Source organism: Brevefilum fermentans, assembly GCF_900184705.1.
GTDB lineage: Bacteria > Chloroflexota > Anaerolineae > Anaerolineales > Anaerolineaceae > Brevifilum > Brevifilum fermentans.
The window spans coordinates 2,160,095-2,184,340 of sequence record NZ_LT859958.1 but is presented as its reverse complement, the minus strand read 5'-3'; the positions used below and the strand labels follow the sequence as shown (position 1 = coordinate 2,184,340).

Here is a 24,246-nt window from a genome sequence, read left to right as displayed (position 1 = left end):
TCACCTCCTATGGACCTGCCACTGCGATGGCTAAACGCTCCGGGTCAAGGTACCTGCGGCTGGCTTCAAAGATATCTTCGCGGGTGATTTCCTGGACAAGCTGTGGATAACGGAGGAAATAATCAAGACCAAGGTTGAAGCGCTCGATATTTATAAGCGAAGCAGCAACATCGCTGTTGGAATCCAGCATTAATGGCATTCGCCCAAGGAAAAAGGATTTACTATCCGAAAGCTCTTGCTCAGTCACAGGGTGTGAGACGAAATTGACCACTTCGTCAGTGATTAATGCGATGGTCTGATCGATGTTTTCGGGGTTGACCCCGGCGATGATCTCCCAGGCGCCCGGTCCCAGGCTGATGCTCAGGGATGAACCGACATAGTAAGCCAGGCCAGCCACTTCGCGCACACGCTGACCCAGACGCCCCATCATACCGAACTCGCCGAGGATGTTGTTGCCAAGACGCAGGGCGTGGAAGTCTGGCGAATGCCTATCCGGCGCCAGACAACCCATGACGATGTCCGCCTGGTACTTTCCGGGGATGTTGAGCCTTTTTTCAGTGGGATTTGCCAGGGGTTCTATGCTCTCTATGATCGGCAAGGGATTCTGGCTGGGATTTTCCCAATCACCAAAGTATTGCTGGACGGCATCTGCTGCAAGTTGTGGCTCAACGGCGCCCACAATGGCCAGCGCCATATCTTTCGGGCCGTAAATCCGCTGGTAAAAATCAGGCAGATCGTCACGCTGGATTGCCTGTACAGTTTCAGTGTACCCCTCTTCAGGGTGTTGATAGGGATGACCGCAGTATACGATTTGATCAAAGAGCAAGTTGGCCATTGCTCCGGTATCTTGGGCGCGAATCGCCAAAGCTGTGAGCATCTGGTTTTTTTGGCGGTTAAATTCTTTTTCAGGAAAACTGGGGGAGCGAAGGCAATCCGCGAGCAAACTCAGGATCAGGTCAAGATCTTCACTCAGGCAGTGTGCGCTGAATGAAGTTCTTAATGTGCTGGATGAAAACCTCAAGCTGGCGCCAATGGATTCAATCTGGTTATACAGGCTCTGAAAATCATGGTTGGCTGTTCCGGTCATTAATCCAAAGGCGGTCAGGTAGCTTAATCCGAGCTTGTCTTCAGGATCAAATAGTGAGCCTCCATTTAAATAACCTTTGATCGATAGGGTAGGACTGTTGAAATTGGGCCGTGTAAGCAGGGTTATCCCGTTGGGTAGCTGCACACGTGTGGTATTCTCTGGGTTGGGCAGGGCATGGATATGATCGTCGAATATGGTATTTTTTATGATCAAGGATTATCCGCCTTCCGGGATATAGATGCCGACCACGCGATTGTCGGGTTCCAGGTAGGTTTGGGCAATTTGGAGAACTCTTTCCGGGGTGACGTTAGAAAGATGATTAACATAGTTCTCGAACCAATCATAACTGGCGAACATTTCCGAATAACCAAGCCAAAAAGCCTGGTTAGAGATATTTTCGCTGCTGAAGGCAAATAAGGCCCTGGCTTGTTTGATCGCCCGATCGATTTCAGTTTTACTGATTGGGGAATCGAGAACGCGTTTGATTTCCTGGTCAACAGCAAAAAGCACTTCCTCTGGCGTGCGATCTGGGTGCAGGGTCAGGTTGATCGAATAGAGATAGGGGTCGATGGTCGCATGCAAGGCGCCCTGGCACGATACGGTGATTTCGCCTTCAACCAGGGCACGATAAAGCCGGCTGGTTTTATTGCTCGTTCCACCAGAGCCAAACATATTCAGGCTGCTGGGACCGGTGAGCAGGCTGTCGAGCACAGTCAGGGCAAAGAAATCCGGGTTTTGTGCACTTGGCGCGCGATAGGCAATCTGGAGATAGCTGGTTTCGCCCGGCCCGGTGATGTGCACCTGTTTTTCATGCCCAATGGCCGGTTCGGGTGGGAGGATCAGCCTGACGGAATCGCCGGAGGGAATGTCGCCAAAAATTTCTTTGATATTTTGCAGTAACGAATGGGTATTAAAATCGCCTGCAATCGACAGGACCGCATTGGTGGGTTGATAATAACGACGATAATGCTGATAGAGATCCTCGCGAGAAATCGAATACAAATCTTCTTTAACCCCAATCACCTCGTATTTGTAAGGGTGTTGTGAAAAGGCAGCGTTTTGTACTGCCTCAGCCAGCAGGAACCGGGGCTGATTTTCGTTTCCTTCTCGTTCGGAGATGATCACAGTGCGTTCCCGCTCGACTTCCACAGGAAGGAATTGGCTGTTGACCATACGGTCAGCTTCCAGCTTGAGGCTGAGGTTATAAAGGTGAGAGGGCAGGATCTCAAAATAGGTGGTCCAATCCATGTGGGTGAGCGCATTCCAATCACCGCCGACACGGGAGATCTCACGGTCGAGGATGCCGGCGGGATAGTCCTGGGTGCCCTTGAATTGCATATGCTCTACCCAATGAGAGATCCCCGTGATCCCAGGGGACTCATTACGTGAGCCAACGCGATACCAGATCCAGGTACTGATGATGGGGGCTGTGTGGATTTCTTTCAGGTGAACTTTAAGCCCGTTATCTAAGGTGATTAATTGCGCAGCATTTGTCATAAGATGTCCACAATGGGTGCGTTAAGTGCTTGCTTCCTTTTTGAAGTGGTCCTGTTCCATCCTGTATAAATCAAAATGGCCTGTTTGCATTCATTATATGCGAAATTTAAAATCATGAAACCTTCCTCAGTGCGGTTTTTTCATTGGGGCGATTGGAACACTGCTATCCGATGGGGTTTCTTGGTTGGGCTTTTGCGGGCGATACAGGAATTTCCCGGCAATATGGCATGTCAGCCCATGATTTGTTAACACAGGCTGAGAGAGTGCGTGCTATTAAAAAAGCGTCGAAAGTTTAATGTTGAGGGAGTCTGATCCGGTTTAATCCTGGGGTGGTGTTTCGTTATTCATGGACGGCTGGGGAGCGCTTGAATTTTCTCCACGATGTTTTCCAAGCCGGTAGCTCGGATACCGAATGAGGAGCAAAAATCCTATCGCGATCGTAAGGATCCCTAAAACCATTCCATGTGCCTGTAAAGGACCAAAAAGGACATTGGGCAGGGGATGACTTCCCAGCCCAAAAATATCTGCCATTCCTGAAAAGAAACAAACAACATAGCCGGTACTGATCAGACGAGAGCCGATGTCTGCCGCGATCGTCTTTTTCCCTTTGGGCCAAATAGCGCTCAGGGTCAAGAAGCTTCCCAGGCAGATGATTGCCAAACCCAGCAAGAACACTGAAATTTGGACAAACCCCACTACGGGGCTGCGGTCTAAGCCAAACATACTTGGTCGGGCACCAAGTAAAAAGACCAGGTAACCAACAAATGCCATGACTAAACCGATCCGGATGCGATTTTTTCGATAGGCGAGGACCATATCCGTGGTGTCATCCACAGCAGGATCGGGTGTTCTCCCCTGTAAGGGTTCTATGTGTGGCTGTTTTTCGGGGTGTGTCATGAGGTCGGCAGGTTGTTTGTTAATATTCTGAGCCAATTTCCGTGCATAATACAATCAATATCGCTTTGATTGTAACCTTTTTCCTCCAACAGCGGGATTAGTTTGGGCAGATCTGCAATCGTGTCGATTTCGTGGGGCACGGCTTCCACACCAAATCCGCCGTCAAAATCGGTGCCAATGGCGACATGCCGGGCATTGCCGGCAAGCTGGCATACATGATCAATTTGAGCGATGTATTTCTCTAAACCGATTGCCTGGCGACCACCATGATCCCGCCAGTTCCAATCCAGGAAAGAAATTAACGGCACAAGCCCCATGACGCCCTCGCGTTCAATCAATTGAAGGATGGTTTCTTCTTTCAGGTGACGGTTGACCGTGATGCCGCTGATCAGAGATTCAGCGTTGGCGTGGGATGCGATGACCTGTCCGGCATAGTGGTCTAAGGCTTGCCGGGCTGATAAATGGTCCATATGGCTGATATCTAAAATCAAACCCCGATCCGCCATATGGTCGAGAAGCGAATAGCCCGCTTTGGTTAGTGGACCGGGTTCAAGAGTGCCGCCACAATAACGGGTTCCTGCCCAGGCAGGTCCAATGAGCCGCACGCCCCAATCAAACCATTGTTCAACCTCTTCTGGTGTCTGAATCCCATCGGCGCCCTCCATCAAAATGACGATACCAACGGGTGGAGGAGGTGTTTGTTCTTCCGCCTGGTGAGCTTGCCATCTTTCAAGATGCGCGTTCACGTCAACCTGGCTGAATAAGAGCTGAAATTTCTGTGGATGCTGCTCTGCCAGTTCAAAATACGCATCCAGGTTTTGGCGGTAACACTGATGGGCTTCCTGCGGGGTTTCGTAGACCTGGATTTTGTATTTCCCATTATCACGTCGGCGCGGGGTGCAAAAGAGCGTACCGAATATGATGGTCAGGTTGGCTTGTTGATACTGCGGCCAACCCAGCAACGTGTTGCCGTTATACGCGGGAATGGGCGAATTTTCTTCGTCCTGTCGGATTTCAAAAGCTGACCGCGTATAGTCACGGCCTAAATTGACCATGTTCCAGGCTAAATCTTCGTGCGCATCAATGATCAGAGTCATGTGCTTCGTTAAAGGTAATGATCAATAAGGCGCACCTGATTGCTGGTGCGCCTGGATTTATTTATTCTTCGGAGCTGTTTTCTTCAGTTTCCTCAGCGGCGGGAGGTTCTTGTTCAGCTTCATCCGCAGGTTCTGCAGCCTCTTCAACCTCATCCTCAGGTTCTGCAGCTACTTCAACCTCATCCTCGGGTTCAGCTTTTTCTTCTACCACATCCTCGACAGAGACCTCGTCTTGAATTTCTGCCACTACCTCGGGGGTTTCTTCTTCACCAGCTTCGGCATCGAAATCTTCTTCTTGGTCATGATACTTGAGTTCATCCATGTCAAACTCAGTTTTGGCAATTTTCCAGTCAAGTTCCGAATAAGCCGGTGAATCAACCCGGCGCATACTCAAGCCGATGCGGTGGGTATCATCATCGATTTTGATGATTCGTAAGGTGAGGACATCGTCTTCTTTGAGCAGTTCTTTCGGGTGTTCAATACGTTCCTCGCTGATTTCGGAAATATGGATCAAACCTTCCAGGTCACCTTCAACGCCATCGAAAACCAGGCGGGCAAAGGCGCCAAAATTGGTCAGGCGGGTGATTCGACCTTCGACCAGCTGTCCTTCAGTCAAGGCTTTAATTTGTTTCTCCCAGGGGTCATCCTGAAGGCGCCGGATAGAGAGGCCAATCCGTTTGCGATCAGGATCAACGCTAATCACCTTGACTTTAATCTCCTGTCCGACCTCTAAAATCTCGTTGGGATGGTTGATATGCTCCCAGGAAATCTCGGAAAGGTGAACCAGTCCATCAGCGCCGCTGATATTCACAAAAGCGCCGAAATCCGCCAGGCTGGTTACGCGCCCGGTGCGAACTTCACCTTCCTTCAAGTCTTCAATCACGCGTTCCTTGATGGTATCGCGGGTTTCACTGCTGGCAGCACGTTCTGAGAGGATCAGACGGCGGCGTTCACGGTCGACTTCAATGACACAGACTTCGATCACATCGTTGACCATACTGCCGTAACGCTCTTCGAGAGAACTGCCGGTGATGGACAATCGGCGTGCCAACCCAATTTGAGAAGCAGGTACAAAGCCGCGGATCGAACCCAGGGGAACCAGGAGACCACCTTTGTTGTAGCCTTCGATTATTGATGTGAATGACTTTTCAGATTCTAAATAATCTTCTGCGATTTTCCAATTTTCTTCTTCCAGGGCGCGGGTGAATGAGAGAATTAGATTACCGTTGGCGTCTTCCGGCGTGATGACGTAAACATCAATCTCATCGCCGACTTTAAAAGCCTGGCGAGTTTCTTCATCGATGGCATCTAATTCTTTGCCGGTAAGAATACCCTCAGATTTAGCGCCAACACTAACAAGTACCTGGCCTTCGCTGACACTGGCGATCGTTCCCTTGCGAATTTCACCTTTTTTTGGAAAGTCGATTGTCAGTCCTTCTTGTGCCAATAAGGCTTCCATCTTGTTCTCAGGCGCTTCCTGAGTTTCCTCATCCCCCGTCTTTTGATTATCGTCATTTTGGTTCATAAAAATAAATACTCCAGAGTTAAATTTCTCACTGATTATAAAGGCTGTTTTCTCACTTGACAACCCTTATACCTTAATCAACCACAAGGAAAATAATAATCAGTTCAACCATTGTACCGATTCCCTGGTAATTGTCAATTAATCTATTTCGCTTTCATTATCATGCTTTATTTGTCATTTTTCTGATTAATAAAGGCTCGTAATTGTGTCTTTGGGTCGGGTGGACCGATTATGCCCTGCTTCTCCATTTCGTCGATCAGCCGGGCGGCGCGGGTATAGCCAATCCGTAATTTGCGCTGAAGCAATGAAATGGAAGCGTATCCTTCAGAGCGCAAGATTTCCAGGGCTTGAACATACTTATCATCCTGGTCAGGTTCAATTTCTTCCCAGAGCGGTGTTTGTTTAAGGACGCTCCCGGCACTGGTGTGAAAGGCAGCCGGCTGGTCGGGTCGTTCGGGTGCGTCTTCAGAAACGCTAAATCTGCGCCAATAGGAGACCAGGCGGAAGATTTCGTCATCTGAGACATAGGCTCCCTGAATACGGATGGGAGCCGGGGCATCAGGTGGCTTGAAAAGCATATCCCCGCTGCCGAGAAGGCGTTCAGCGCCCGGTTGATCGAGGATCACGCGGCTATCGACGGAAGATGCAACAGCAAAGGCAATCCGGGCTGGAAAGTTCGCTTTGATCAGCCCGGTAATAATGTCTGTTGAGGGGCGTTGGGTGGCGATGATCAGATGGATACCCGTAGCGCGTGCTAATTGAGCCAATCTCGTCAGGGCGCGCTCGGCTTCATCGGGAGCCAGCATCATCAGGTCGGAGAGTTCGTCGATCACGACCAGAAGGTAGGGCAATTCTTTTGTGTTGTTCTTTACACAAAATCGATTGAATTCGCTGATATTGCGCGCTCCGATGTCAGAAAACTTGCGATAGCGAATATCCATTTCGCGCATCATCCACTGTAGGACACCGACGACATGTGCAGCATCAACAACGACGGGAGACAATAAATGCGGTATGCTGTAGTATCCGCCCAATTCCACGCGCTTCGTGTCAATCAGCACCAAACGTAATTGATCCGGGGTTTTATTCAGCAACAAACAAGACAGGATGGCATTGATACAAACAGATTTTCCGGAATTTGTTGTACCGGCAATTAACAGGTGGGGTAAAGCCGTCAGGTCGGTTGCTACCGCGTTGCCGGAAACATCTTTGCCAAGGGCAATTTTTATTGGAGAATTCAATTGCTGATAAGTTGGGCTCAGGAGCACCTCCTGCAGGGACACGATTGAAATATGCTGGTTAGGGACTTCGATGCCAATATAGCCTTTGCCAGGCACCGGCGCTTGAATGCGAATCCGCGATGCGGCTAAAGCTAATGCAAGATCATCGGACAGTGCAGTGATTTTTGACACGCGCACCCTTGTTTTAGCATTGCGGGAGGCGATAAAATCCGGTTCAACGCCAAACAATGTTACCGAGGGTCCGCGCTTGATTTCTACCACATGACCCGGGGCACCAAACGAGCGTAAAGTCTCCTCAATGACCCGCGCCCGGTGGAGGTCATTTTCAGTATCATCCGGAGGTGTAATGGCTGGATCAAGGATCTCTTCAGGGTTTGGGAGGACCCACACCGGTTCTTTCGGCAGGGCTTCTGGAGTTTTCTGGAGAGTAACGGTAGTTGTACCCGCAGGCATGGCGGAATGTGGGGGGTGTTCCTGGTTTCCAGCAGGGCTGACGCGGTGAGTTTCAGCTTGTTTTAATTGCTTGCGGGCTCTCCAACGATTCTGAAGATGGGCTTTGATGTTGTCGGCAACCCGAGCGATGCTTTTACCCACCGTGTTCAGCAAACTCCCGAGCCACTTAATAATGTTCGCCATAGTTAGGTCGAGGGTGATGATCAAGCTAATCAGAAGCCAGGCAATCAGGGCAATGATCGTGCCTGGTTTGCCCAGCAAGCGGATAAACCCGATTTTGATTGCTGCACCAAGGTAACCGCCGCCGTTTCCCAGCCGAGCATCTGAAAAGCTACCATCAATCATTAGATGGAACCAGGCGGTTAAATTAATGGTAATCAGAATTATTCCAATAATGCGTACAAAGGATAATTTTGGAAAACGCTGATGGTTTCTGAGGAGTATCCAGGCGCCGAAGAGCATCAACACCAGGGGAAAGATATAAACACCCCAGCCGATGAGTATAGAAAGGGATTGCACACACCAGGCTGTTAATCGACCGCTGCTTTGAGTAAAGAGGCTGATCAGGGTTAAGGCTCCGATCAATAGCAGCAGGATTGCAATAATATCAACACGTTTCTGGCGTGAGATTCCGGAGAGAAGGTGTTCCTGAGATTTTGCTTTTGATTTTTGTTTTGGTTTTGATCCCGGTTTTGCTTTTGGCTTTGATTTTCTGCTCTGCGTGGCTGTGGAAGTTTTTGTTGACCGACGTGCCATGCGGGTCTCCTGAATAGTTTTTAGGTTGGTGTTAAATTGGATTATAGCATAGCAATTTGTGAGTAACACATGCAGGAAGTTGAGACGGTTTTCTCATCATTTATTGAACTGGATTTCTTTTTATAAATGGATTTTTCAGCGCTTGACGATTAGAAAATTTCTAGTATGATGAAGGATAGAAAAACGCCACACCTTTTGGAAAAGAATTTTAAAATACTTGCAAGGGAATTAATATCTGCTATAATAAGTTTGTTATCCATTGATAAGACAGTCGTTTCAGTAAAGTAAGAAAAAATTCAGCAGTTCACCGAAAACAATCATCCCGCTTGCCCTTATCATTCATAGAGGCCAACAATGGCCAGGTCAAGACCACGTTTTTAGGGCAGCACATGGGATTATCACGTGCCTAAAAACAATTGTACAAATACTTTTAAAATTTTTTTATGCTTCTTATTTACCTCTAAATTTGTCGCAGTGGATATTGTTGCTGCAAACCATCTGCGAACCCTTTTTCTAAAACCAATCCTATAGAAGAGAAATAACAACTATGGACATTCTTGAACTAGAAAAAAAATCATTATCTGAATTACGTTCAATGGCAAAAGATTTGAACGTCGAAAGACCCCATCGTCACAAAAAAGAAAGCCTGATTCTGCATATCGCGCGCGCCCTGGGCGAGAGCGAAGGTTTAGAAATCAGAGGTGGCATTCTGGAAATAATGAACGAGGGTATTGGCTTTTTACGCCAGGATTACCGAATCGGGGCTGAGGACGTCTATGTCTCTCAGGCGCAATTGAGGCGTTATGAATTACGTTCTGGTGATATGGTGATCGGTCATGTTCGACCGCCGCGGGAATCAGAACGGCACTATGGCTTATTAAAGGTTGAATTTGTTAACGGCATGACCCCGGAAGAAGCCCGCAATCGGCCCAAATTTGAAAGCCTGACGCCAATCTTTCCAGATAAACGTTTTGATTTAGAATATGACCCTAAAGTGCTTTCGACCCGGATCATCAACATGGTTGCGCCAATTGGAGGCGGGCAACGCGCGATGATCGTTTCCCCACCGAAGGCAGGGAAAACAACCATTTTGAAAGAAATTGCCAACGCCATTTTCCACAATCACCCTGAAGTCAGGCAAATTATGTCGTTGATTGGTGAGCGCCCAGAAGAAGTGACGGATATGGATCGTTCGGTTGAAGCTGAAGTTGTGGCTTCGACCTTTGATGAGCCGGTGTCGGCGCATGTGCGCATGGCTGAGATCGCATTGGAAAGATCAAAACGGCTGGTGGAATCCGGGCACGATGTTGTGATCTTGATGGACTCGCTGACCAGACTTGCGCGGGCATATAACCTGGTGGTCAACCCTTCCGGTCGGACGCTCTCTGGTGGTTTGGATCCCTCGGCGCTCTATCCGCCCAAGCGTTTCTTTGGCGCTGCCCGGAACCTGGAAGAAGGCGGCTCATTGACCATCATTGCCACAGCGCTGGTTGATACCGGCTCTCGGCTGGATGATGTGGTCTTTGAAGAATTTAAAGGAACCGGCAATATGGAATTGCACCTCTCACGCCGATTGCAGGAACGGCGCACCTTCCCGGCGATTGATATTGAACGGTCATCAACCCGCAGAGAGGATCTGCTGTTGGGTCCCGACATTCTCAAGCTTGTCTGGCTGATGCGGCGGATGTATCTACAAATGATTGGAAATGCACCCCAAGGCGCAGGTTTAGACCCGGCTGTGGCAACTGAGGCTGTTCTTCAACAATTGAGCCGGACAAAGAATAACCTTGAATTCCTCGAAACGCTTACGGATGAAGTATAATTTCTTCGAGGTGATGTATTTTGTCTGTTCAACCTGAAGAAAAAACAAACCAGCCACCCATGAAACGCTGGCATAAATGGCTGTCCTGGTTGGTGACGTTTATCCTGGTGGGTGTTTTGTTTTCCGTGCTTTACTGGCAACCCATCTTAGCCCAAGAAATCGCTGATCACAACGGTGGGACGCAAGCTCTGGCGCCTGACGCATTCGAGGTTTTGCTTGGAGAGACCTCGGCGAATTTACCCTATTTTGAGTTTTTGCTTGATGATCCCTCAGTGATGCGGATTCCAGTCGCCTACACCATTGCCCCCACGCGGCCACGCAGTCATTCGGTTGATTACGAGGTTTTATCGGGTGATGCTGTTTTTAGCATTGCCCAGAAATTTAATATCTCTCCGGAAACGTTGTTGTGGTCCAACTATGCGGTGTTGCGTGATGATCCCCACACGTTGAGGATTGGACAGGTATTGCTTATTCCGCCCACCAATGGCATCATGTATGAGTGGAAAGAGGGTGATACACTGGATGCTGTTGCTGCAGAGTTTAAAGCTACAGCCGATGATATCTTAAATTGGGCCGGAAACAAATTGGATCTGACCAACCCGGAGATTGAACCGGGCACAATGGTGATGATCCCGGGCGGTCAACGTGAATTTCAACAATGGGTGGTGCCTACTTATGCTGTTGGTCGATCTGGGACGGCATCCCTCCCCGAAGGCTGTGTGATCTCTTCACCCCATTATTACGGGGGCGGCTGGTTTATTTGGCCTGCTGACAATCACTATCTTTCCGGAAATGACTTTTGGTCGGGTCATCTCGCCATTGATATTGCGACAGCAACAGGCGCACCCATTTACGCTTCTGATGCTGGCGTAGTGGTTTTTGCTGGTTGGAACAGCAATGGCTATGGCAATGTGGTGATGATTGATCACATGAACGGGTACCACACCCTGTACGCCCACCTGAGTGCGATCAACGTATCTTGTGGATCAAATGTAGGGCAGGGAGCGGTCATCGGATATGCGGGTTCAACGGGCAATTCAACCGGTCCACACCTGCATTTTGAGGTCAGGTATCTGGGCGGGTTTATCAACCCGTGGACCGTCTTACCCTGATTTGTGATACAATCAGTCCACAATTAAGTTTGCTCCAGTAGCTCAAATGGATAGAGCAAGGCACTCCTAACGCCTAGGTTGGGGGTTCGAGTCCCTCCTGGAGTATTAATTATTTAATATCCCTGAGTGTGTTTTACTGACGAATTAGAAGAAGTCAGCCCGCATGTTCTTTCGTGTTGTTTTTGTCAGAGCCTGAAATTGGCGAATTGAGGTACACAGCAAACGAGAAGGTTGATAAAAGAAAATTGAATCAACAAAGGCGATCAGAAGTTTGATCGCCTTTGTTTTCTTGTAAGTGATCAGATCTGTTTACCAATCGCTGTCGACGTCGTCAAAATCCAGATCGTCTTCCATTTCTTCGGTGTCTTCTGGATATTGCCTGACCCATAAGATGAGCAGATCGCCATCCTCAGAATCAATCGTTCGGGCTGCGACGATGGGGACTTCTTTCTTCAAACCAATCGGATCGCGGTATTCAAGGTACATGGTGAGTTTGTGAGCCCAGGCTTTATGACAGCGTTCAATCAGCGCTTCGCCATTGAAGGTGCGCAGGGTTGTGCGCGCGGTATCGTACAGGAAAGGGCCTTCGGTCAAACCGGCGGTCCATCCGTTGATACCCATAATAAAGTCAGTCTCGACGGAGTCAAAGTTTGGAGTTGGGCCTTCGATAATTGTGATTTTGTTGTTCATTGTTAATAAACCTCTTGTGCATATTACTACACAAAAAGGTGTTAAACCAGACCTTTCAATCCAATATCAAAATGACTGCACCTCGCTTCGATGATCGCTGGCTCAGGGGTAAGTGTTGTTGAAGAACCAGTTAAAGGCGAAAAACCCGCCACTGGTTGATTCGAGCCGGATGGCGATCATGGAATCGCCTTTGAGGGCTGCAGGAATGTTGAAGGTTTCATTGAAGACACCGCCTGCGCCAGAAGAAATCGTGGCAACGTGGATGCCGCCAATCCCTTTAGTGCCCATTTTTCCCATCAGAACTTTAAAGTCGTAGTTGGCAGGGAAATTATTGGTGCGGATGGTGACGGTATCGCCCTTTTCAACGCCGGTGATTGAGAAAGTTGGGATGCCTGTATAACCGCTATAAACGGGCGGTGTGGTTGAGGCGGTTGTGGTGTTGTTGTAAAACCAGTTGAAGGCATAAAATCCGCCTGTGGTTGATTCGAGCCGGATAGCAATTCGGTAATCACCTTTTAGCGCTGCAGGAATGTTAAAAGTCTTATCGAAAGCGCCGCCCGTACCGGAGGAGATGGTCTCCACGTGAATGCCGCCGATCCCTTTGGTGCCCATTTTTCCCATCAGAACTTTGAAATCGTAGTTGGCGGGGAAGTTGTTGGTGCGGATGGTGACGGTATCATCCTTTTCAACGCCGGTGATTGAAAAGGTTGGGATGCCTTTATAACCGCCTGGCGTGCCGCCGCCGGCTGGCGGAGTTGCACTGGTGTTGTTAAAAAACCAATTGTAAGCATAGAAATAGCCGTCAGGGGTTTGTAGGCGGATGGCAATCTGGTAATCACCCTTCAATGCTGCCGGTATGTCAAAAGTTTGACTGAAGGAACCGCCCGTGCCGGAGGAGATGGTGGTAACGTTAATACCACCAACGCCGCGAGTCCCGATTTTCCCCATTAAAACCAGGAATGATCGGTTTGCCGGAAAGTTGTGGGTTTGAATCGTAACAGTTTTATCCGCTTCAACAGAAACGATCGAAATGGTGGGTATCTTCGCGGCGGAAACGTTTGTGTTCACAAACGCGAGTGCCATGATAAGCACAAATATAATGGTTAGGGAGAGTTTTTTCATTGGGTCACCTCTTGATTTGACTTGGTTCTCGTTGAGTTAATTGAAGATCAATAATCCTTTTCTTTTGTGGTGGTTAATCGCTTCCTCGCTTGGTGTGTGATTCAGCCAATCGATGAAAGTGTCTCGTCCTGCCGGTTTGCTCACACAAAGGAAAATCCTGGTGAACGAGGTTCTTTTGTGAAAACAAACCGGCACTCCCATGTTTTCCATCGCCCTGCTTGCACAGAACAAAGATATGTGAAGTGATGATCACTTTTTCTAATTATACGAGATTTAATCCACAAATACAAATAACCTGCGATCATCACCAGGGAGGGCGTCAAAGTGTTTTTCATGATCTCGATTAAAATGGGCTGAATGTAATCAAAAAGTTGAACATGCGCATATTTCTCTCCTCACGCGCTGAGTTTTAAACCTCAAAAGGCTTTGTCTCCCCGTTTTTATTAAACACGGCAGGAAGATGGTATCACCTTTAAACCATATCAATCACCGCCTCAATAACGAGGCGGTGATTGATAATCATTCAGATTTATTTCTGGGTGACTTTGATCGTGCGCGGTTTGGCTTCCTCTGCCTTGGGCACAACCACGGTTAAAATGCCGTTTTCAAGCTCAGCCTGCACCTTTGATGAATCAAGCGGAGTGGGCAGGGTCAATACCCGGTGGAACCTCCCGCTGGGGCATTCCGCCAGCAGATAGTTTTCGCTTTCTTCACGGTTTACCTTCAATTCGCCAGAAATGGTGACAAGTTCATTTACAATGTTGATCTCAAGGTCATCCGGTTGAACGCCAGGTAGAAGTGCTTTAATGGTAAAGGAATCCTTGTCGGCTATCACATCAATGGGGAAAGTCAGGTTGGGTGAGTAGTCTTCATCCCAATCGCGCATCATTTCTTCCATCATTCGCCTTCGCAAAGATCGCCTACCAGGGTTGATATACAGGGTCATGTCATCCTCCATTTGTTAATTGGTTTTTATTTCTTATCTCTTATCTTATTGTGGAAGTATTAACAGCGTGTCGGAAAAGAATTGGAAAACTATAAGAATTGTTACGTCTGATGGTTGGGGTGCAGGATTTTTGATAGAATGGTGTCATGTCCCGTTTTATTCACAAAATGATGCATCGAAAGTGGTTATTGGTTTTAATGTCGGTTGCACTGGCTGGAATAGTTTCAGGAATTTACCTTCTTTACCGTGCATATTTTTCATATACTTCGCGTAACCGCGCAGTATTTGAATTTTTGCGAAACCCCAGCGCGCATCAGGAAGCGGTCATCCCTGCATTGACCCGCTGTGGTGAAGCGCCTTTTATCATGCCAACATCCGGAATGATTGGATTTTTATGGGGGGATTCTTTTCGACCCGGTCACCGTCACCAGGGCATTGATATCTTCGGAGGAACCGCTGCTGGTGAAACACCGGTTTACGCCGCTTATGACGGTTTTCTCAGCCGTCTGCCGAAATGGACTTCGACGGTGATTATTCGCATTCCCTCTGATCCTCTGCAGCCTGAGCGCCAAATTTGGACCTATTACACCCATATGGCTGATCAAAACGGTCGATCTTTGATTGTTGACGCCTTTCCCCCGGGCAGCACCGAGATCGAAGTTTCGGCAGGCACGCTTCTGGGATATCAGGGAAATTACTCAGGGACGGTAGGCAAGCCAACCGGCGTTCATTTGCACTTTTCCATTGTGAAGGACGACGGTCAGGGAAGGTTTATGAATGAACTGAAGATCGAAAACACCCTGGACCCAGCCCCATATTTTGGGCTAAGGCTCAATGCTGGCAAGAACGAGGCAGATATACCGGTTTGTGAGAGCGAATAGTGATATAGAACAAAATTCAGGCTGGTTGTTTAATCGTATAATGCAAGTACTATTTTAGTAAGATTTTTAACAAAGGGATGAAAACGTTATGGAGGAAATCGCCAACCAAGTATTTATCGAACAGAGTTTCACAGGTATTGTCACTGCAGCGTTGAAATTGCCACGCGGGCTGCTAATCATTGACAGTCCGAGCAAGGCTGATGAGCGGAAGACCTGGCAGCAGAAACTGGTTAACCTGGGTTTGGGGGCTGCGCAAGTCATTGTTTTGCTGGACACCCATCCGGATCGCTTGATGAACGCGCCGCTGCTTGACGCACCGGTCCTGGTGCAAGAAAATGCCCTTGAAATTATTCATAACCTGCCGATTGTTAACCGCCCGTTAGAAAAGTTATCTGAACCGGAACCTGATCCGCATGACGCGCCCCAGACCACGCGCTGGTCCTTGCCGGATTTAAGTTATTCCAGGCAGGTGAACCTGTATTGGGGTGAACAGCCTGTCGTTGTGTCACACCAGCCTGGAGCACATTTGGCTGCTAGCTGGGTGAAATACGATACAGAAAAGGTGATTTTTGTTGGAGACAGTGTGGTGGTCAATCAACCGCCTTTTCTATCATGGTGCTCAATTGACCGTTGGATTGAAGAACTGATGTGGTTAAGTTCGGATTTCTTTAAATATCATCTCATGATCAGCGGTCGGGACGGGATTGTTTCTCAGAAATCTGTGGAAAACATGATTAAATTCCTTCAGAGCCTGAAGAGCGTTGTGAGCGAGTTGCTGATGATAGATGACCCTGAAAGAAGAATTGAACAGGAATCCATCAAGTTATTAAAATTCTTCAATGTTGATAGCCATCTAAAAGAAGAATACCAAAAACGGTTGACCGGCGAGTTGAACCAATTGATAAAACGTATTAAAACAGATCAGGGTAAAGGAGACGGTCGTGCAGGCGCTTAATTATGTACCACTGGTTGAAGCGACCAGGGGTGATATTGTGGAATCAATCCATTACGGCGCATTTTGCGTGGTGAATAGCAAGGGGCGTTTGCTGGCTCATGCGGGTGATCCGAATTTGATGACTTTCCCTCGCAGCTCATTGAAGCCCCTTCAGGCATTACGGTTTGTCGAGGAGGGCGGTGCGGAAGCATTTGATTTTACCAGTGAAGAAGTTGCCATCATGTGTGCATCCCACGCGGGGACACATCAACACACGTCAGTATTGACGAAGATGCATCAAAAAATTGGGATCACCGAAGCCGACCTGGCGTGTGGCGTTCACTGGCCTTACGACCCAGCCACGCGTGATGAGATGAAACTGGCAGGGAAACAGCCGACTGCGTTGAACCACAATTGTTCCGGCAAGCACACCGGCATGCTGGCTTACGCCCGCCTGAAGGGTTACCCACTGACGGACTACCTTGATCCGGCACATCCGGTACAGGTGGACATCAGAGAGACGCTGGGCGAGATGCTGGGGATGGATCCAGGGCAAATGCCCCTGGGGATCGATGGCTGTTCGGCGCCAGTGTATGGTGTGCCCATGCTGAATATGGCACAGGCGGTTGCCAGCCTGGCTGAGCCAGCGGGGATGGAAGAAAGCCGGGCACAAGCCTGTCGAACAATCACTTCTGCCATGATCGCCAATCCACTGATGATTGCCGGCCCGGATCTATTTGACACCAATTTGATGTCGGTTGGGGCTGGAAAGCTGTTCGCGAAGGGCGGCGCAGAGGGTTACCAAATTATTGGCGTTATGCCGGGTGTAATCGCCGAAGAAGCGCCGGGGATTGGGATTGCGATCAAGATCTCGGATGGTGATAATCGCAGCCGAGGGCGTTCATCGGTAGCCCTGACGCTGCTGAAAGCGATGGGCGTTCTGAGCCAAACAGAGATCGAAAATCTGGGCGCCTATGGCAATATCCCGATTAAAAACTGGCGCGACATTCAGATCGGTGAGGTGCGTTCCGTGTTTTCGTATCCTGATTTTGGAAAAATGTGGACATGATGGAGAAAACTTTAGAGGAATATCAAAGCTGGGTCAGCCAGATCAGGGCGGCATTGATTGATGCCTTCGGAGCGCCGGAATGGCGTGAGCCTCTGCCCGCTATTGACGAGCTGGTTTCGACAATTTTGTCTCAGAACACCAATGACACCAACCGGGATGTTGCCTTTTTTGCATTAAAAGCAGCCTTCCCGGACTGGCAATCCGTGATGGCTGCCAAAACGGAAGATGTTATTGACGCGATCCGACCGGCTGGGCTGGCTAATCAAAAAGGACCCTGTATTCAGAATGCATTGCATGTTATTGCAGAACACAATCATGGCGAGATTAACCTTGAATTTTTACATGCAATGTCCAGAGACGAAGCCCGGGAATGGTTAATTTCACTTAATGGGGTTGGTCCTAAAACCGCAGCCATCGTCCTGCAATTCGCCATGGGGATTCCAGCCTTCCCGGTTGATACGCATATTTACCGCGTGACCGGGAGGATCGGGTTGCGACCATCAAAAATGAGTGTGGAAAAAGCCCATCCTTATCTTGAAGAGCGCATCCCAGAAGAAGCGTATTACGATTTGCACTTGAATCTGATCCGTTTGGGGCGTGAGGTGTGTGGTGCGCGCAAGTGGCATTGTTATCGCTGCCCGATTCAAGACCTGTGTGAATTTGATAATAAAAATATGACCCCGGATTAAGGCGGGTGACGCACCGGCAATCACTCAAGCGACAATTTGAATTTTCAGTCGACAATCGAGCTTATGATGTAAGGGTTCCGATTAGCGACCAGGGGCCTGTCCATTCGATTGTGACGGATCTTTCCTGACCCAGCAAGTCATGCGGGCTATCCACAAAAACCAATTTATTGGTGGGCGTGCGGCCGCGCCAGCGCCCGCGCTTTTGAGCTTCAAAGAGCACATTCACCGTTTTCCCCAGCAAGCGGGCGTTAATTTCACTGGCGATTTCCTCTTGTAATTCCTCGAGTTTGCGAAAGCGGCGCGTTTTTTCGGCATCAGACACATCATCCACGAGCTTGCGGGCAGAAAAGGTGCCGTCGCGAGGTGAATAGCGTGCCAGGTGCGCCACATCCATGCGCAGATCCGCCAGCAGGGCATAGGTATTGTCGAATTGCTCAGGGGTCTCGCCGGGAAAACCAACAATGATATCGGTAGCAATGGCAACATCGGGGATGCGCTGGCGAATCCTGGCGATCAGGTCGCGGTAAGCGTTGACGGTATAACCGCGCCGCATGGCTTTCAGGATCACATCATCCCCGGATTGGATTGGCACTTCAATGTGCGGGCAAACCTTGGGCAGGGTCTGCACAGCCTCTAACAATTCATCGGTCATCCAATTGGGGTGTGAGGTCAGAAAACGAATGCGCTTGATGCCTTCGATCTTATGCAGGTCGTGCAATAAGGCGGAGAGCGTGGTGGGCTCTGGCAGGTCGAGGCCATACCGATCCACGATTTGCCCTAAAAGTGTGACTTCCTTGACTCCCTGCCGGGCAAAACTGTTGACCTCATTGAGGATCTCGTCATAGGGGCGAGAATGTTCGATACCACGTTTAGACGGGATGATGCAATAGGTACAGGCGTGGGAACATCCATAAACAATAGGAATAAACGCCGAAACCAGCCTGCCCTGATCTGCTTTGGGGAGGATGATATCCCCGTCGAGAAGGGCGTTGATTTGGGCCTGGTTGATTTGGCTGGTTTGTTTGGCGGAGCGCTCAACCAGGTAGCGTATCAGCGGTTCTGGGTCCGAAGGTGGTGAAACAACGTCCACCCAGGGGAAGCGCTCCAGGATCTTCTGGTTGCCACGTACGCCAATCAGGCAGCCCATCAGGTTAACCACCAGGTTTGGATTGCGATCTTTTAAAGGGCGCAAAGAGCTGAGCCGTCCGATGGCTTTATCCTCAGCGCTCTGGCGAACCACACAGGTATTTAACACGATGACATCGGCGTGGTGCGGTTGGCGGGTGGGTTCATATCCCATCTTTTCCAGTGCAGAAGCCAGCCGGTGTGAATCTGCCACATTCATCTGGCAGCCTTCTGTCCAAATATGATATTTCATAGTCCGTTATTATACCCAAGAGAATCAATGCACCAAGAAGACTGCGGTGTTGTGCTTATGCAGAAATAAGCTCAGCCGGATCATTGCTGAAAATTATTGTCAGCAAGCAGATATCGGTTATAATTGGATCCAAGACATAATCCTCGAGTTAAATGGAGAAAAAATGGATTTTAAAATTACTGAATACAAACGCAGTACCGTATTGACAACCAGCGGACGTGTCGATAGTTATACAGCGCCTGAGCTTGAGGAAGCCTTGAACCAATTAATTGAAAAGGGTCAATACAATATCATCATTGATATGCAAGACGTGAGCTTTGTTTCCAGTGCCGGGTGGTGGGCATTGATTCGGGTTCAGAAGGAAGTCAAAAAGAATAATCGTGGTGAATTGATCCTGGTGAACATGGATGAACGCATCCATGAATCAATGGACCTGGTTGGGATTGCGCCGCATTTTACGGTTTATGACAATCTGATCGATGCTGTTGGCTCGGTCTAATCCTAGCTCCGCTAAGACAAAAAATCTGTCATGCTCGATCCATTTCGCGCGGCGACCTTACGAGCGTGGCTGGCGATTGTAATCTAAAGCATGATTCGATGAATCGCATTCGTTTTCGATTTCAATTGAGTTGATACTGGCCTGCATTAATCGATGATGGGCAGCAGCGATGGTCTGCAGGTCCATTTTCAGCATCTTGCGGTCATAAGTCAGAAAGCCATTGACTTCAGTTTCCACATCGGTGGTTTGTGTGTAAACTGCAGCAGATAATCCCGCATTAATCCAGGGAATAAGCTGTTTTTCCAGTAATTCGACATAACCCTGAGTGAGCGCCCGGGAATCGCCAAATTTTTTATAACCGAAGTCTTTCCTGGGGTTCCAGGCATGTTCCGGGAGATTCAGGCTGTAGCCGCCAAACTCGGAAAGCACCCAAGCCCGGAGGGGGTCGGGTCGGGGGTCGGGGAGCGGTTTGAAGTAAATGTGCTCGCTTTTAAAATCGCCGGCACCCTGGTCAAACCAGCCGCTGGCGTGATCCACCAGGCGGGAAGGATCCACCGTTTTGGTCCATTCAGCGATGTCTGCTGCATCGAACTGGCCCCAGCCCTCATTGAAAGGACACCAAATTGCAATCGAAACTGTGTTGTGTAACGCGGAGATCATCCGCTGATATTCCAGTTTGAATTGATCCCGGCTTTCTTGCCCGGAGCGACCTAAACGCCAGTAACAATGCGTGTCACGCAGGGCTTTGAATTGCTGCGCAAACAGGAACCAGATGGGCTTGGGACTGATGCCGCCGCTGACCATATCCTGCCAGACGATGATGCCGACCTGATCACAATGGTAGTAATAGCGTGCGGATTCCACTTTGATGTGTTTTCTGAGCATATTAAACCCGGCAGCCTTGATGAAGTTGATCTCCCACTGGATGGCGGCATCCGTCGGCGGGGTGCACAGGCCATCCGGCCAGTAGCCCTGGTCAAGCGGTCCGTACAGGAATAGGGGTTGATTGTTCAGACAAAAGCGCAATACGCCTCGGGAATCCCTGGCGAGGCTGAATTTTCGCATACCAAAATAACTGCGTACTTGATCGATCTCTTGGTCCTGGATATGGAGGCTCAGTTCCAGGTCATACAGGTGCGGGTTGTCGGGTGACCACAAATTCGCGTCTGGCATGGGGAGGCGGAGTGGTTTATCCCCGGGTGAACTGCCTTCAGCCACTTGTTGACCCTGATCAAACACACGAGCATGCAGGGCGCAGCCCTGAACGTGATTGGCGATAAGCGCTTCAATCGTCACCCATTCCTGATCGATATCCGGGGTGATCCTGATTGATTCGAGATAGGTTTGGGGCACACTTTCCAGCCAGACCGTTTGCCAGATGCCAGAATGGGCGCTATACCAAATAAATCCCGGTTTACGCACCTGCTTGCCGCGTTGAATGGGTTGAGTATCCGTTGGATCGCTGACCCAGATGAGGAGGGTGTTTTCATCTTCGATCAATGCATCGGTGATATCGAAGGAAAAAGGGTCGTAACCACCAACATGCTCCCCGATGTATTTGCCGTTAACATAAACCCTGCAATGCCAGTCCACCGCCCCAAAATGGAGCAGCGTTCGACCCGGCAGCCAGGCAGGGTCGACGGTAAACTGACGCCGATACCACAGCTCTTCATCGGGGTGCAGTTGGCGCCTGACGCCCGATAGGGTGCTTTCGATGGGGAAGGGCACCAGGATTTGCCCGGCAAAGGCTTCAGGTGGGGAGGCGGATTTCCGGGTGACCTGGTAATCCCACATACCGTTCAGGTTTTGCCACTGCTCGCGAACCATCTGCGGTCGCGGGTATTCGGGATGGGGGAGATGAGGATCTACGTCTGAAGTCCAGGGGGTGTGCATTGGTTTGGTATCAATTTGTTTGGGTTTTGATGTCATGAGAGACTCCCTTGAGGTTGGTCGCTTGGGTGATATTAAATTTGACGAGGGTTGCCAGGTTTTTTCAACCCGGTTGAGGGTCAATAGAAGGCAGCTAAAGAAAGCCTGCAATTAAGGCAAGGGTTCGACCTCAACCTGATACACAGCCCGCTGCCGTGTATACGGCGTGGTACCACTGATCACCAGGATAATCGATTCGATGTCCTGACCGAGGCTGATATCAATTTCAAACTGATTGTTTTCGTCCAATTCCAATGGAACCACATGGATCCGTTTTCCATAAGTTATCATCGTCACTCTGAAAGATTGCGGCAAGACATTCTGGATGCGCACAAAACCCTCTCCAAGCCAACCGCCATCATCCGCTTCAAAATCGGTGAAATAATTGATGGCATCGATGCGAATGTCGTCCAGGGCGAAACCATTGCCATTGACGGCAGCATCTGTGATGTAATCAAAGCGCAGGCTGACGAGCTTTCCGGCGAAAGGTGTCAGGTCAACTTGCTCTAACTGCCAGCCGTCTGAAGCGCCAGTCAAGCCGCAACCATAGCTGTTTCCGGAAGGGTTGTTCATGGTACAGGAAGTGCTGTTCAGGATTTGCCAGCTGATTCCATCGATAGAGGCAGAGACAAAGACATAATCGTAATCCAATTCGAGGTCATACCAGGTTTGATAGGTCATATTGACCGGGCCGCTGACCTCTGTGAGATCGAACTCCCGTTTAAGGCTCATATTGGATTGGTCCCCTGTGTTGGACCAGAAAAAGAAGCTGCCTGAGTAGGGTTCGATGGGCAGCAGGTTCGTGGTGGTTTCACCGGCAAACGAGAGGGTCAGGTCGCCGGGGCAGGAGATTTTGATGGCGTCAACGCCGAATTGTGCTACATGGTAAGTGAACGGTCCGGTGGGGCAGGCGGTGAGATGGGTGGTGGGGGCTGCCTGAGGCGCTTGCGGGTAGATATTGTAGTAATAGCGTCCATCACCGATATTTGGGTCACCAAGCAGGTTGGCAACTGCCCAATCCGCAAAAACGTCCTCTGCGGTGAGAGGTTCCCCAGTGAGTGGATCGCGTATGTCGAGTTCTTGCAGGACGGCATCAATGCCCTCAAGCCCATTTTTTTGCTCAGCTACCAGCTTCTGGGTCACTGTAGCACCAAAGCGGTCATAAAAATAGGTGGTAAAGAGCATGGCGGCGCCGTAATGGGGTCCGTTACTGCCAATGCTTGAGCCCCAGTCGGTTAATTGAAGGTCTGTGTTCTGGATATATTGCCGGTCAAAGCCGCCAGGATCATACCCGTTGATAAGTTCCGCCAACATCGAAAACCCCTCGTTCAGCCAGGTCTCTTCATTTTTATCGATATGCCAGTGGATCATGTGTTGGAGCTCGTGGGCGAGGGTGCTGTAAATGCTGTCATGCCACAATCTCATAGTATCGGCGTTGATTAAAAACATTTCGTGGGCGTTAGAAAACTGATGCGCATCTGGGTGCAGTTCGTCAGAAGATGAATAATAACCAGCCAAAAACTCGCCCAAATTGCGGGCATACAGGATGTGAATGCGCGGGTCGTGATCGACGCCAGGTGACCATTCGCTGCCGAAGAACGCGCGGGTCATGGGGACGATTTCCTGGTCAAAGGTATCACCCAGTTGCACTAAATCTTCGGGCTCGTAGGCGACATTGTCCTCAATCCAAAAATAGGTATGCTCACCAAGGTATCGAAGCGTGGCAATGACCTGGAAATTCTGGCGTGTGTCGACGTTCGTCACCCAAAACGCCTTTGAATCGCCGACCTGATAGGGTGCGTTGGGGTCTGGGAAGGTGCGCGGGATATTTGTTTTACCGCCCAGTTGCTCAGCCAGCAGAATCGGGTCATTGATGGGAACATTTGCGGCTTTAAGGACCTCGAGGGTGTCAATCTTCTCCCCAATATCAGTTCCTGGGGTTGAAATCCCCTGATCTGTTGGTGTTACAATCCGGGTGGGTTGAACCAGGTCTGCCAGGGGCTGTTCTATGATGGTCGGTGGATCCACAGTCGGTGTGGTTGAACGGGCAAGGATGATCGAACCGCTGGCGAAGATCACCAGCGAAATACACAAGCAGCACAGGGCCAGAAGTAGAATGATGGTCAAAATAATGGGGAGACGTGAGGATTGGTTTCGCATAGAGTAAATAGAATTCAGCTCAATATCAAGAAAGGGTCATCATGTAAGATATGGTATCAATTTACACTATTTCTGCATATAGAAATGACGCTTCACGACTGTATTAACATTTTCTGTTCGGTGTTGTTTTCCGGGCAAATAGCTGTTCTAACACCATGAGCCCATGACCTCGTTTTCTCTCATGTTTTTAGGGTGCCATTGATGCAAAAAGGCCTTGTATTTAGAAGGCCTCTTTACAAGACGGGAATGGATGGGAGTCGAACCCACCACGGCTCGCCAAGCGACCCGACACCGATTTTGAAGACCGGGAGGCCCACCGGGACCTAACCACTCCCACAGCTAAGGATAATCTCCATTGCCCCGATTGTCAATCGTGCCGGCGGAAATTTTGGCACTTGATGAACATGACCCGGGCTGAAAGAGTGACAAGCGCCGGGTGTCCCTGGTCATGGGAGTGCTTGT

General features: G+C 49.4%; 19 protein-coding genes and 2 tRNA genes. 8 read left to right on the top strand and 13 right to left on the bottom strand.

Going from position 1 to position 24,246, the window contains the following annotated elements; genetic code table 11:
• Positions 1-7 precede the first annotated feature (7 nt).
• The 6 genes from CFX1CAM_RS09495 to CFX1CAM_RS09470 form a co-directional block, all read right to left on the bottom strand.
• The gene (locus CFX1CAM_RS09495) at positions 8-1,300 is read right to left on the bottom strand and encodes a M16 family metallopeptidase (RefSeq protein ID WP_087862799.1); all 1,293 of its coding nucleotides are present in this window, start codon (positions 1,298-1,300) and stop codon (positions 8-10) included.
• Between the two features lie 3 nt (positions 1,301-1,303).
• Entirely contained in the window at positions 1,304-2,584 is a 1,281-nt protein-coding gene (locus tag CFX1CAM_RS09490; RefSeq protein WP_087862798.1) for a M16 family metallopeptidase, read from the bottom strand.
• A 318-nt stretch (positions 2,585-2,902) separates the two neighbouring features.
• A complete protein-coding gene (locus tag CFX1CAM_RS09485) occupies positions 2,903-3,481 on the bottom strand; it encodes a hypothetical protein (protein WP_087862797.1) in 579 nt (192 codons plus the stop codon).
• A complete protein-coding gene (locus CFX1CAM_RS09480) occupies positions 3,478-4,578 on the bottom strand; it encodes a dipeptidase (protein WP_087862796.1) in 1,101 nt (366 codons plus the stop codon). The genes CFX1CAM_RS09485 and CFX1CAM_RS09480 overlap by 4 nt, the downstream gene beginning before the upstream one ends.
• Positions 4,579-4,639: 61 nt before the next feature.
• Complete coding sequence (locus tag CFX1CAM_RS09475) at positions 4,640-6,103, bottom strand: 30S ribosomal protein S1 (RefSeq protein WP_087862795.1); 1,464 nt, start codon at positions 6,101-6,103, stop codon at positions 4,640-4,642.
• 167 nt (positions 6,104-6,270) lie between these two features.
• Positions 6,271-8,553, bottom strand: a complete 2,283-nt coding sequence (locus CFX1CAM_RS09470) for a DNA translocase FtsK (RefSeq protein WP_087862794.1) — start codon at positions 8,551-8,553, stop codon at positions 6,271-6,273.
• A 547-nt stretch (positions 8,554-9,100) separates the two neighbouring features.
• Between CFX1CAM_RS09470 and rho the strand changes: the two genes are divergently transcribed.
• From rho to CFX1CAM_RS09455, 3 genes are all read left to right on the top strand, one after another.
• Positions 9,101-10,375, top strand: coding sequence for a transcription termination factor Rho (rho, locus tag CFX1CAM_RS09465; protein ID WP_087862793.1), 1,275 nt, complete (start codon positions 9,101-9,103; stop codon positions 10,373-10,375).
• Between the two features lie 20 nt (positions 10,376-10,395).
• Positions 10,396-11,487, top strand: coding sequence for a peptidoglycan DD-metalloendopeptidase family protein (locus CFX1CAM_RS09460; RefSeq protein ID WP_087862792.1), 1,092 nt, complete (start codon positions 10,396-10,398; stop codon positions 11,485-11,487).
• Between the two features lie 31 nt (positions 11,488-11,518).
• Positions 11,519-11,592: transfer RNA gene (locus CFX1CAM_RS09455), tRNA-Arg, on the top strand.
• A gap of 204 nt (positions 11,593-11,796) precedes the next feature.
• On the opposite strand, the gene CFX1CAM_RS09450 is transcribed toward CFX1CAM_RS09455, so the two are convergent.
• The 3 genes from CFX1CAM_RS09450 to CFX1CAM_RS09440 form a co-directional block, all read right to left on the bottom strand.
• Positions 11,797-12,177: a hypothetical protein gene (locus CFX1CAM_RS09450; protein WP_087862791.1), complete on the bottom strand. Its 381-nt coding sequence runs from the start codon at positions 12,175-12,177 to the stop codon at positions 11,797-11,799.
• Between the two features lie 102 nt (positions 12,178-12,279).
• Complete coding sequence (locus tag CFX1CAM_RS09445) at positions 12,280-13,299, bottom strand: hypothetical protein (protein ID WP_087862790.1); 1,020 nt, start codon at positions 13,297-13,299, stop codon at positions 12,280-12,282.
• A gap of 529 nt (positions 13,300-13,828) precedes the next feature.
• Positions 13,829-14,245, bottom strand: coding sequence for an Hsp20/alpha crystallin family protein (locus CFX1CAM_RS09440; RefSeq protein ID WP_157891831.1), 417 nt, complete (start codon positions 14,243-14,245; stop codon positions 13,829-13,831).
• Positions 14,246-14,391: 146 nt separating this feature from the next.
• Between CFX1CAM_RS09440 and CFX1CAM_RS09435 the strand changes: the two genes are divergently transcribed.
• The 4 genes from CFX1CAM_RS09435 to CFX1CAM_RS09420 all read left to right on the top strand — a co-directional run bounded on the left by CFX1CAM_RS09435 (position 14,392) and on the right by CFX1CAM_RS09420 (position 17,818).
• Positions 14,392-15,126, top strand: a complete 735-nt coding sequence (locus CFX1CAM_RS09435; protein WP_087862788.1) for a M23 family metallopeptidase — start codon at positions 14,392-14,394, stop codon at positions 15,124-15,126.
• Between the two features lie 88 nt (positions 15,127-15,214).
• Entirely contained in the window at positions 15,215-16,081 is an 867-nt protein-coding gene (locus CFX1CAM_RS09430; protein ID WP_087862787.1) for an MBL fold metallo-hydrolase, read from the top strand.
• The gene (locus tag CFX1CAM_RS09425; protein ID WP_157891830.1) at positions 16,068-17,129 is read left to right on the top strand and encodes an asparaginase; all 1,062 of its coding nucleotides are present in this window, start codon (positions 16,068-16,070) and stop codon (positions 17,127-17,129) included. The genes CFX1CAM_RS09430 and CFX1CAM_RS09425 overlap by 14 nt, the downstream gene beginning before the upstream one ends.
• The gene (locus CFX1CAM_RS09420; protein ID WP_087862785.1) at positions 17,126-17,818 is read left to right on the top strand and encodes an endonuclease III domain-containing protein; all 693 of its coding nucleotides are present in this window, start codon (positions 17,126-17,128) and stop codon (positions 17,816-17,818) included. The genes CFX1CAM_RS09425 and CFX1CAM_RS09420 overlap by 4 nt, the downstream gene beginning before the upstream one ends.
• Positions 17,819-17,879: 61 nt before the next feature.
• Here the strand turns inward: CFX1CAM_RS09420 and miaB are convergent, their stop codons facing one another.
• Positions 17,880-19,196, bottom strand: a complete 1,317-nt coding sequence (gene miaB / locus CFX1CAM_RS09415; protein ID WP_087862784.1) for a tRNA (N6-isopentenyl adenosine(37)-C2)-methylthiotransferase MiaB — start codon at positions 19,194-19,196, stop codon at positions 17,880-17,882.
• Between the two features lie 163 nt (positions 19,197-19,359).
• On the opposite strand from miaB, the gene CFX1CAM_RS09410 reads away from it, so the two are divergent.
• Entirely contained in the window at positions 19,360-19,695 is a 336-nt protein-coding gene (locus CFX1CAM_RS09410; protein WP_087862783.1) for an STAS domain-containing protein, read from the top strand.
• A gap of 57 nt (positions 19,696-19,752) precedes the next feature.
• On the opposite strand, the gene CFX1CAM_RS09405 is transcribed toward CFX1CAM_RS09410, so the two are convergent.
• The 3 genes from CFX1CAM_RS09405 to CFX1CAM_RS11440 all read right to left on the bottom strand — a co-directional run bounded on the left by CFX1CAM_RS09405 (position 19,753) and on the right by CFX1CAM_RS11440 (position 24,119).
• Positions 19,753-21,624, bottom strand: coding sequence for a glycoside hydrolase family 2 protein (locus CFX1CAM_RS09405; RefSeq protein WP_087862782.1), 1,872 nt, complete (start codon positions 21,622-21,624; stop codon positions 19,753-19,755).
• A 111-nt stretch (positions 21,625-21,735) separates the two neighbouring features.
• The gene (locus CFX1CAM_RS09400; RefSeq protein WP_087862781.1) at positions 21,736-23,784 is read right to left on the bottom strand and encodes a M6 family metallopeptidase; all 2,049 of its coding nucleotides are present in this window, start codon (positions 23,782-23,784) and stop codon (positions 21,736-21,738) included.
• Between the two features lie 241 nt (positions 23,785-24,025).
• Positions 24,026-24,119: transfer RNA gene (locus CFX1CAM_RS11440), tRNA-Sec, on the bottom strand.
• Positions 24,120-24,246: the final 127 nt, after the last annotated feature.

Coding starts and splice junctions, on each gene's coding strand:
- CFX1CAM_RS09480 (WP_087862796.1), bottom strand. CDS start 4,578: ATGACTCTGATCATTGATGCGCACGAAGATTTAGCCTGGAACATGGTC.
- CFX1CAM_RS09410 (WP_087862783.1), top strand. CDS start 19,360: ATGGATTTTAAAATTACTGAATACAAACGCAGTACCGTATTGACAACC.
- CFX1CAM_RS09475 (WP_087862795.1), bottom strand. CDS start 6,103: ATGAACCAAAATGACGATAATCAAAAGACGGGGGATGAGGAAACTCAG.
- rho (WP_087862793.1), top strand. CDS start 9,101: ATGGACATTCTTGAACTAGAAAAAAAATCATTATCTGAATTACGTTCA.
- CFX1CAM_RS09435 (WP_087862788.1), top strand. CDS start 14,392: ATGTCCCGTTTTATTCACAAAATGATGCATCGAAAGTGGTTATTGGTT.
- CFX1CAM_RS09470 (WP_087862794.1), bottom strand. CDS start 8,553: ATGGCACGTCGGTCAACAAAAACTTCCACAGCCACGCAGAGCAGAAAA.
- CFX1CAM_RS09485 (WP_087862797.1), bottom strand. CDS start 3,481: ATGACACACCCCGAAAAACAGCCACACATAGAACCCTTACAGGGGAGA.
- CFX1CAM_RS09400 (WP_087862781.1), bottom strand. CDS start 23,784: ATGCGAAACCAATCCTCACGTCTCCCCATTATTTTGACCATCATTCTA.
- CFX1CAM_RS09420 (WP_087862785.1), top strand. CDS start 17,126: ATGATGGAGAAAACTTTAGAGGAATATCAAAGCTGGGTCAGCCAGATC.
- CFX1CAM_RS09405 (WP_087862782.1), bottom strand. CDS start 21,624: ATGACATCAAAACCCAAACAAATTGATACCAAACCAATGCACACCCCC.
- CFX1CAM_RS09440 (WP_157891831.1), bottom strand. CDS start 14,245: ATGACCCTGTATATCAACCCTGGTAGGCGATCTTTGCGAAGGCGAATG.
- CFX1CAM_RS09430 (WP_087862787.1), top strand. CDS start 15,215: ATGGAGGAAATCGCCAACCAAGTATTTATCGAACAGAGTTTCACAGGT.
- CFX1CAM_RS09490 (WP_087862798.1), bottom strand. CDS start 2,584: ATGACAAATGCTGCGCAATTAATCACCTTAGATAACGGGCTTAAAGTT.
- miaB (WP_087862784.1), bottom strand. CDS start 19,196: ATGAAATATCATATTTGGACAGAAGGCTGCCAGATGAATGTGGCAGAT.
- CFX1CAM_RS09445 (WP_087862790.1), bottom strand. CDS start 13,299: ATGAAAAAACTCTCCCTAACCATTATATTTGTGCTTATCATGGCACTC.
- CFX1CAM_RS09450 (WP_087862791.1), bottom strand. CDS start 12,177: ATGAACAACAAAATCACAATTATCGAAGGCCCAACTCCAAACTTTGAC.